The sequence below is a fragment of the Microcystis sp. LEGE 08355 genome (assembly GCF_015207185.1).
GTDB classification, from domain to species: domain Bacteria; phylum Cyanobacteriota; class Cyanobacteriia; order Cyanobacteriales; family Microcystaceae; genus Microcystis; species Microcystis panniformis.
The window spans coordinates 1-9282 of record NZ_JADEXI010000140.1; the positions used below are offsets into that span (position 1 = coordinate 1).

Genomic DNA, 9282 nt, shown 5'->3' on the forward strand with positions numbered 1-9282 from the left:
GTGTAGGGTGTGGGGTGTGGGGTGTAGGGTGTAGGGTGTGGGGAAAGAAACCTCTTTCATCTGTGGGGGTGAAAATTTTTTCAATGGGACTGCCTCTGTTGATCAAAGATAAGCAAAAATTATTTATTGACTCCAAAAACTTGAGAATATTTAAATTAACATTCCGCAATATTTACAAATTCTTAAGAATTAATTGAGAAAGATTGTTATTTAACAACGAGGTTACAGTGGTAACAGCGATTTGATAGAATTTCATAGTGGGTTATTCTGTGCTTTTTTGGGCAGCAATGGTTGAAACCCTTGCCACACCTAGAAGGTGCTCCCAATTAAGACGGTCAAATCAGTCAATTTCACCCATAACGATGATCTTTTTTTTGTGTAGTTTTATTGCAAAAAAAAAGTTTTTTTGACAAAAAGCACAAAGTATGATAGTACCCAACGTATTTCTGGCTGCGAATAATTATTGTAGAGGGGGAGAAGGGAGAATATATAAAAATAATCACCCTACCCCACACCCTAACCCCAGGAAAAACTTCTTCAGCAAACCCTAGTTAAGGCCTGCTCGATTCTCTGACTATCGAGGGAGCGGCCGATAAAGACCAAGCGAGTTTGCCGCGTTTCCGTGGATTGCCAGGGTCGGTCGAAGAAAGAATCAAAGCGATCGCCGACTCCCTGTAACACCATACGCATCGGTTTGTTGGCCACATTAACAAATCCCTTAACCCGATAGATTTCTTCTCGGGCCACCAATTCTTTGAGCCGTTGGGTCAAAATTCGGGCATCTACGGGAGAATCGAGGCAAAACTGCACAGAATTGATCTCCTCATCGTGATCGTGTTCTTCCTCGTGATCATGATGACTAGGACGACTAGCTAAATTATCCTCGACGGCGGCATTAAATCCCAATAGCACATCGGGGCTAATTTGTCCATCGGCACAAGTAACTATTTTTACCGTCGATCGCAGTTGTGTTTTCAGCCAATTAATAATTTTTTCTAATTCAATTTCGCTGATGAGATCGGTTTTAGTTAAAAGTACCAGGTCAGCGCAGGCTAACTGATCCTCAAATAACTCCTCAATGGGCGTTTCGTGTTCTAAATTAGGGTCTGCTTGCCTTTGTGCCGTTAAAGCATCCAAATCCGCCACCAGACGACCCCTAGCGACAGCAAAACCATCCACCACGGTGATTACTCCGTCCACCGTCGCACCGTTGCGGATTTCCGGCCAGCGAAAAGCTTGAACCAGAGGTTTAGGTAAAGCTAATCCCGAGGTTTCGATCAGCATACAATCCAACTGTTGCCGTCGCTCCAGCAATTTCTGCATGGTGGGGAGAAATTCTTCCTGTACTGTGCAGCACAGACAACCGTTGGTCAATTCCACAATATTATCGTTAGGGTTGTCATCGCAGGTCTGACAACTTTTCAACAAATCACCATCAATTCCCACTTCTCCGAATTCATTGACCATAACGGCCACCCGTCGGCCTTGATTATTTTGCAGTAGATGACGGATGAGGGTAGTTTTTCCCGCACCCAGAAAACCCGTGATCACAGTAACTGGAATTTTGTGCATAGATAGAGCGATCGATCATGTTCCTAGATCAATGTATCAGACTCTCGGTCTAGGGTTGAGGGTTTCAGCGCTAATTCTTTAGGATTGCCCCACCAATTGCCGGACTGTCACAAACTAGCTGAAATTTTCCTAGTTAGTCGTTATTCTGGGAAAAGTTTCAGCCGGCTAAATAATCGCTGAAAAACTTTTGTGGGAGTGGATCATGTTACAACGTCTTTTTTTAGCCTTTACCCTCGCTTTTCCTCTTTATTTAAGCATCGCTATTCAACAGACTTCTCCTCTAGCTGATAGAATAAATCGCCCTTCTTCTCGCGGAATCAATAAAATTGAGCGGACAGTAAAAACTATCCAAAAGCAATTAAAACAAGAGCAGTCGGTTCAATTAGATTAATAAATTTGGTGAAAAAGAGGAGAGCTAAAACGGGTGCATCTCATTTTTGTAAATCTACTAATTTGGGATTTTTAAGGGGAAACTTTCTCCTAAAATTGGGCGTTACTTTCGGTTTTATCACTCAACACTAGGGTTGATTCATAGTAGGGTTGATTCATGAATCAACCCTACCCAAACCCCCCGTTGGGGACCAAACCCCGGAGCGCATTAGTTTTTCGGTGGGATGCTTACACGCGATTGTTCATATTTTTGTACTAATTTAAGAGTCACTGATAATTGCTGATTGTCGGTATTTCTGCAAATGTGGGATGCACTCGCTAAAACTCCTCTTTTTCACTTTTTACTTGACAAATTACTTGCCATTTGCTGCGGAGACTGGTATTCGGGAACTAAATCTCGTAGGGACTTAACTAAGCCCTGACGGTCATTAACTTGAATAGAATTAAGCAGTTGCTCTAATTTGATTTGCAATTCGTCCCAAGCAAGAAAGTGTTCATGAGCGCAAAAAATCTTTGGATGAGCGGTGGGACAAGCTTTATCGGTATCGATTAATAATTCTTCGTAGAGTTTTTCCCCCGGTCTTAATCCTGTGATTTCAATATCGATATCTTGTCCTAATTCCAAGCCACTTAAACGAATCATCTGTAGGGCCAAATCGTAAATTCTTACCGGTTCACCCATATCTAACAGGAATACCTCACCCCCCTTAGCCATGGCTCCTGCTTGTATAACCAAACGCACCGCCTCTGGAATAGACATAAAATAGCGAATAATATCGCGATGGGTGAGGGTAATATTCTTACGTTGGGCGATTTGTTCCCGGAAACGCGGCACCACGGAACCGCTACTATCAAGAACATTGCCAAAGCGGACGATTGCGCAACAGGTGGAACTGTCGGGTAAAGCGGCCAAAGCTTGCACGACTAACTCAGCACAGCGTTTACTGGCCCCCATAATGTTAGTCGGTCTGACGGCCTTATCGGTGGAAATGAGAACTAAATTACTAACCGAATTCTCGATCGCGGTCTGAACGACATTTAAAGTCCCCCAAATATTAGTGTAAACCCCCTGACTAGCATTGGCTTCCACAAGGGGAACGTGCTTATAGGCGGCCGTGTGATAAATTGTCTCAATCTGGTGTTGTTGGATGACTCGGGCCAGATGATTGCGGTCAAGAACATTGCCTAGATAGGCATACTTGCGTAAATCGGTATAATTTTCGCTTAAATCGAGATCGATTTTGTAGAGGGAAAACTCGTTTAATTCGTAGATTACCAGGCATTTTGGCTTGAGGAAGGCGATTTGTCGGCATAATTCCGAACCGATGGAACCGCCACCCCCGGTGACTAACACCGCTTTACCGGTGACATTTTTTCCCAAAAGTTCGGGATGGGGTAGAATTTCTTCCCGTCCTAATAATTCCGAGACATCGACACTGCGAATCTGATTGATGGCCGCTTCTCCCGATAAAATTTTTGAGAGGGGAGGAACAGTTTTAATGTCGATGGGTAAAGTTTCTAGACTTTCGATGATTTGCCGCTTTCTGGCCTTGGCTACATTCGGAATAGCGAGAACAACCCAGTCAAAGGCCCGTTTTTGGTGCAGTAGTGCCAATTGAGAGGGGGGATAAACCCTAATGCCTTGGATAACTCGCTGCTGCAAATCGGGATTATCATCAACAAAGGCCAATAAACGATAGTGGGGGTCATTTTGTAGGGAACGTGCTAATTGACAACCCACAATCCCCGCACCATAGATAACGATTGTCGGTTCCCTATCCACACTACTGACGTAAATATTCAGACGGTGAAAGACAGAACGAATCAACAATCTTACCCCGATAACCAATACTAGGGTTAACAATGCGTCGATAATCAGGACTGAACGCGGCAAAAAGGCATCCCCTTGAAAGTAGGCAAGACTGATTAAAACCCCTGAACTATAGAGAACCGCTTGCATTACGGAGGAAAGAAACTCTAATCCTGTATAACGTACTACGGGACGGTAAATACCTCTGAGATAGAAAACTAGAGTTTTAATGGCAATTAAGCCCAATATTTGCCCTAAAAAAGGTCTAATTTGCTGATATTCGAGGCTAAGATTAAACCTGAGAGAGAAGGCTAGATAGATGGTTAGACTAAAAATCAGGCAATCGGTGACAATTAAAAGAGAGCGCTTCGATGACCTAGATAGGGAATTAGCTAATTTAAGGATTTTGTTGGCCAGTTTTCTATACATTATCCAATTGATTAATTAATTTGGCTCTTCGTTACTTGGTATGATTCGATCAGGGGGCATAAATCGACTAAATCCTTATATGGCAAGAGACTCAATTGATTAGCTCGTTCTAGATAGAAAACAATTGGCAAAAATCGAAGCAATGTCTTTCTGTGTAAGGGTTTTATCCTTTATAACCCCCCTCCATTGCATAACACAAACCGAAGAACCATTAATTTTAAGTAAAATGATGTTTGGCTCTCCCCGACTTGGTGTGATAATCAGTGTTTATCGTTCCTAGTAGTCTTGCTAGGCAAGGCTTTGAAGACTATCTTTCCAGAAAATTACCCCTATTCTTCTCCCTTCCATACAGAAACGAGAAGAGCCAATGTTTTTTTATAACAGTAGCGCTACCCGTCTTTCCGGAAGATAATATCACCCAAATCCAACTATGTCAAGCGGCTGGATTTGTCAAGACTTTTTTCCTTTTACCAACTTTTCATTTCTCCCCCAAAATTTTTTGCTCCCGCAAAATAGCCGATAAATGACCGCTAGTCAAGGGTTACAATCAAGAATTGACACAAAAATTTATCGAGTCAAGTTATGAGTAATCAGTACGATGCGATCGTGATTGGGTCGGGAATCGGGGGATTGGTGACAGCGACGCAATTAGCGGTAAAAGGGGCAAAAGTCTTAGTTTTAGAGAGTTATCTGATCCCGGGGGGCAGCGCGGGTTATTTTGAACGAGAGGGTTATCGTTTTGATGTGGGTGCTTCGATGATTTTTGGTTTTGGCAAAAAGGGGACGACTAACCTCCTAACCAAAGCTTTGGCAGCGGTGGATATGAGTATCGAAACCATTGCCGATCCCGTCCAGATCCATTATCATCTCCCGGACGGATTAGACTTAAAAGTTCATCGCGACTACGAACAATTTTTACAGGAATTAATTAGCCATTTTCCCGCAGAAAAAACTGGTATCCGGCACTTTTACGATGAATGCTGGCAGGTTTTTAATTGCCTCAATAGTATGGATTTACTATCGCTGGAAGAACCCCGCTATCTGACTAGGGTTTTTTTCCAGCATCCTTTATCCTGTTTGGGATTGGTCAAGTATTTACCCCAAAATGCGGGAGATGTGGCCAGAAAATATATTAAAGACCCGAAATTATTGAAATTTATCGACATGGAGTGTTATTGTTGGTCGGTAGTACCCGCCGATCGCACTCCGATGATTAATGCGGGAATGGTCTTTAGCGATCGCCATTACGGGGGAATTAACTATCCCCGGGGAGGAGTGGGACAGATTGCTCTCAAGTTAGTCGCGGGATTGGAAAAAGCTGGTGGTGAAATCCAGTATCAAGCGAGAGTGACTAAGATTATTTTAGATGCAGGACGAGCGATCGGGGTAAGATTGACCAATGGTAAGGAATATTACGCTAAAAAGATTGTTTCTAATGCCACCCGTTGGGATACCTTCGAGAAACTACTCCCCCCAGAATCTCTCCCGGGCAGCGAAAAAAAATGGCAAAAACGCTATCAAAAATCCCCCAGTTTCCTGAGTTTGCATCTGGGAGTTAAGGCCGATGTGTTACCATCAGGAAGCGAATGTCACCATATTTTGCTAGAAGATTGGGAAAATATGGAAGCAGAACAGGGAACTATCTTTGTTTCTATTCCTACCTTACTCGATCCCTCCCTCGCACCCCCGGACCATCATATCATTCATACTTTCACCCCTAGCTGGATTGATCAATGGCAAAAACTGCCCCCCCAAGAATATCAACAGAAAAAAGAGGCCGCTGCTAATCGTCTCATCGAGCGCCTGAAAAAACTCTTTCCCAAACTAGATACAGGATTAGATTATATCGAAATTGGCACGGCTCGCACCCATCGCCGCTTTTTGAATAGAATCGATGGCAGTTACGGCCCAATACCGCGAAGAAAACTGTTAGGCTTATTAGGAATGCCCTTTAATCGCACAGCTATTCCTAATCTTTATTGTGTGGGAGATAGTACCTTCCCCGGTCAAGGATTAAATGCGGTAGCCTTTTCTGGTTTTGCTTGCAGTCATCTTCTATCGGTAGATCTCGGTTTACCTGGTCGCAGAGATTAAAAGCTGAAAATCAGGATTTTTACCAGCGAATTCGCAAACGGGAAGGTAACACTTGACAGCGTTTCTCAGATAGATGAAGCGCATTTTTGCGACTGGAGTTTTTACTTCGGCAAGGTTTAATTTATACTTCACCTTGACGAGAAACGCTGTGGGATATTAAGTAGGGAGGCACAATTATTTGTAGGATGGGTTAGCGGTAGCGTAAAATGATTGGGCGTTGGGTTTCATGCTTCAACCCAACCTACGTTCATCTGATAACTGATAACTGATAACTGATAACTGATGCTTACTCCCTTTGATTCCCCCAAATCTTTACATTGGCAGCAAAGCTTGCGATCGCCAATTATTCGTCAATTGGAGATATTTAGCTTTACAATGCAGTTTTTGACTTTTTTGCTCTGGGACCGTTTAACGGGGGCTAATAGGGGCAAAAAACGGCAAAAGAGAGCGAAATGGTTAGTTGATCGCCTCATGAATTTAGGGCCAACTTTTATTAAAATTGGACAATCTTTATCGACGCGAGCAGATTTAATTCCGCTCGAATATATCGAACAATTAACCCAATTACAGGATCGAGTTCCCGAATTTAATAGTCAAGAAGCGATCCGAGTTATCGAAACAGAATTAGGACAATCCCTAGATAATTTATTTGAAAGTTTTACTGTTTCTCCCCTCGCTTGTGCCAGTTTAGGACAAGTGCATCGAGCGCAGTTATTAAGTGGGGAAGAAGTCGTTATTAAGGTACAAAGACCGAATCTAGAAGGACTATTTAATCTCGATTTTGAATTGTTGCATCGTCTCACCCGTTGGTTAAATATTTTCCCCGTGGTGAAAAAATATAATCTAGAAGCTATCTATCAAGAATTCTTTGAGCTACTCTTTCAAGAAATCGATTATATTCATGAGGGTAAAAATGCTGATCGCTTTCGGGAAAATTTTAAGAATTATCCCCAGGTAAAAGTCCCTTTAGTTTACTGGCAATATACCACCCGCAAGGTATTAACTTTGGAGTATGTGCCGGGGATTAAAGTCGATGATCGAGAGACTTTAATAGCTAATAATATTAACGTAGATGGGATTATTCAACTGGGTATCTGTTCCTATCTCAAACAACTATTACAGGATGGTTTTTTCCAATCAGACCCCCATCCGGGTAATATGGCAGTTAGTCAGGAAGGGGAGTTAATTTTCTACGATTTCGGCACGATGTTCGAGTTAAAGTCCGTTGCTAAAGATCAAATGATCAAAACCTTTTTCGCTATCTTGAGAAAGGATACAGAAACAGTCTTAAAAACCTTGATGTATATGGGGTTAATTGAACCCGTTGTAGAGCTGCAACCCGTGCGAAATATCGTGCAGTTTCTCTTAGATGAATTTCGCGATAAACCGGTAGATGTGAAGGCCTTTGAACAAATTAGCGATCAAGTGTATTTAATGTTTAAACAGCAACCTTTTCGCTTACCTCCCCAAATGACTTTTATTATTAAATCTGTCACCACTTTGGATGGGATTGCCCGCTCCTTAGATCCCCAGTATAATTTATTAGCAGCTAGTCAACCTTTTGTGAAAAGTCTAGCGGTATCGGGAGGAACTACCAACACCATGCTTACCCTAGCTAATCAAGCGCGCACTTTTCTTAAACAACAATGGCAAAAAGGTAATAAAAACGAGAGAATGATCCGTCAATTAGAGGAAAAAATCGAGCGAGTAAATTTAGTTTTTCAAGTTAAGTCAAGGGAAAATGAACGACTTCTGAAAAGAATTTATCTGGGAATTAAAGTATTAATTAATGTTTGTCTATTGGGATTTAGCATTATCTCAGCCATATTTTTATTAGACAGCAACTATAGCAAACTAGCTATTATTCCCTTCAGTCTAGCGGGGTTATTTGGTTTATTTTTTCTGCGTTCTTCCATGGCTTTATTGATTCAGGAAAGATTAGATAAAATGCTAGAAAAGTAAATAATTATCATTTTTAATTAGTAGATCGTTTTTGTTATCCGCAACAAAAATTAAAGTTTGACAGGCTGTCTGTTGACAAGATTTTCCAGAAGTTATCATAATGAAAATGTTTTCATTGCACCCAGCAGCAAGAGGACAAGAAAATGTTGTTAAAATCTTTAGCCCTTGGTTCCCTTGTCGGATTATCCTTAGTTACATCTATCCCAGTCTTGGCTAATCCTTCCCTTTCTCCAGTACAAACTAACGAAGCAATAATCGCTGTCGGTCAACAAAAATCCGATTTATTTGTTAATTTAACCACCGATGATCCTTGGCGAGCTGCAATGGCCATTGGTGTCGCCACCAATATGCTAAAAAAAGGTCACTCAACCACTATTTTTTTGAATATTACAGGGGTACACTTGGCCGCGAAGACAATTCCTCAACACACTAACGGTATCACCGGTAAAACCCTGCAAGCAATGGTAGTAGATTTCATCAGTCAAGGGGGAAAAGTCTTAATTTGTCCCTCCTGTATGAAACAAGCAGCAATAAAACCTGAAGATCTAATTGCCGGTGTGGTGACAAGTTCCCCCGATTCCCTAGAAGCAAATTTATTTAACGAAACGGTTAAAGTAATTAGCTGGTAAATCTAGCATTTTCTAGAGAATCTAGAGACCTTAACAATAAGGTCTCTATTATTAGTAGATTTATTTTTGCTTAAAAGAGCGGCCGCTCTTGACTCAGTCGTTATAGGATTTTTCTTGGTTCGTGGACCGTCCTCCCAGAAAGCTAAGCTGTTGACTATCTAGGGTTGGCTGAATATTACTGGGAGCCTTACTAGAAAACGGTTTTGGGACTTTTTTAGTCAAAAAAGTGCAAGAGACAAACGTTGAGAAATCGATCCGAGGGACTCATGCTATTAGGGGTCGAGAAGGTCGTCACCGACCTCCCCTCCCATTCAGAACCGTGCATGAGACTTTCACCTCACACGGCTCCTAGTTTGACTGTTCCCTTGTTAAGGATACAACTTGACATCTTTTTGT

General features: G+C 41.9%; 6 protein-coding genes and 1 pseudogene. 5 read left to right on the forward strand and 2 right to left on the reverse strand.

Annotated features, from left to right (window positions below; all coding sequences use genetic code 11):
- Nucleotides 1-197, forward strand: a pseudogene (locus tag IQ242_RS26055) (hypothetical protein); the annotation flags it as partial.
- A gap of 340 nt (nt 198-537) precedes the next feature.
- On the opposite strand, the gene cobW reads toward IQ242_RS26055, so the two are convergent.
- Complete coding sequence (gene cobW / locus IQ242_RS09440) at nt 538-1572, reverse strand: cobalamin biosynthesis protein CobW (protein WP_193959789.1); 1035 nt, start codon at nt 1570-1572, stop codon at nt 538-540.
- Nucleotides 1573-1774: 202 nt separating this feature from the next.
- Between cobW and IQ242_RS09445 the strand changes: the two genes are divergently transcribed.
- Entirely contained in the window at nt 1775-1963 is a 189-nt protein-coding gene (locus IQ242_RS09445) for a hypothetical protein (RefSeq protein WP_002769260.1), read from the forward strand.
- Nucleotides 1964-2296: 333 nt separating this feature from the next.
- On the opposite strand, the gene IQ242_RS09450 is transcribed toward IQ242_RS09445, so the two are convergent.
- Nucleotides 2297-4201, reverse strand: a complete 1905-nt coding sequence (locus IQ242_RS09450) for a nucleoside-diphosphate sugar epimerase/dehydratase (RefSeq protein ID WP_193959790.1) — start codon at nt 4199-4201, stop codon at nt 2297-2299.
- A 582-nt stretch (nt 4202-4783) separates the two neighbouring features.
- Between IQ242_RS09450 and crtH the strand changes: the two genes are divergently transcribed.
- The 3 genes from crtH to IQ242_RS09465 all read left to right on the forward strand — a co-directional run bounded on the left by crtH (nt 4784) and on the right by IQ242_RS09465 (nt 8886).
- The gene (gene crtH / locus IQ242_RS09455) at nt 4784-6295 is read left to right on the forward strand and encodes a carotenoid isomerase (RefSeq protein ID WP_193959791.1); all 1512 of its coding nucleotides are present in this window, start codon (nt 4784-4786) and stop codon (nt 6293-6295) included.
- Between the two features lie 282 nt (nt 6296-6577).
- Nucleotides 6578-8257 carry an AarF/ABC1/UbiB kinase family protein gene (locus IQ242_RS09460; RefSeq protein ID WP_193959792.1) on the forward strand — a complete coding sequence of 560 codons (1680 nt, stop codon included), beginning with the start codon at nt 6578-6580 and terminating at the stop codon, nt 8255-8257.
- 143 nt (nt 8258-8400) lie between these two features.
- Nucleotides 8401-8886 (forward strand): DsrE family protein, encoded by a 486-nt coding sequence (locus tag IQ242_RS09465; RefSeq protein WP_052278056.1) that lies wholly within the window; start codon nt 8401-8403, stop codon nt 8884-8886.
- Nucleotides 8887-9282: the final 396 nt, after the last annotated feature.